The sequence below is a fragment of the Pseudomonas sp. yb_9 genome, assembly GCF_043103635.1.
GTDB lineage: Bacteria > Pseudomonadota > Gammaproteobacteria > Pseudomonadales > Pseudomonadaceae > Aquipseudomonas > Aquipseudomonas monteilii.
On record NZ_JBICKA010000091.1, the window covers coordinates 1 to 302 of the forward strand.

1 protein-coding gene is annotated in these 302 nt (G+C 69.2%); it reads right to left on the reverse strand.

Annotation, left to right across the window (positions count from 1 at the left end):
- Positions 1 to 302: Ig-like domain-containing protein (locus tag ACF8MI_RS22820; protein WP_392517864.1), on the reverse strand; the 302-nt coding region annotated here is incomplete at both ends.

The following is a 302-nucleotide window of genomic DNA, read 5'->3' on the forward strand; positions in this document are numbered from 1 at the left end:
GTGCTGCCCGGTTCGGCCCGGCCAGTGAGCACGGTGCCGTCGGCGCTGACGGCCAGTTCGGTCGGTGCGGCGGGCGCGGTGATATCCGGGGCATCGAACTGCAGCGGGGCAGAAGTGTTGCCAGCTGCGTCCACCAGACGAACGTCCAGCGCTTCGCCGTTGGCCTGAGCAGGCGAGAGAGTGACGCTGAACAAGCCATCGGCACCGACCACACCCGTACCAATGACGGTGCCAGCGGCATCACGCACCTGCACGGTGGCGCCTGGTTCGCCGCGACCGGTGAAGGTCACGCCGTCGGCCAG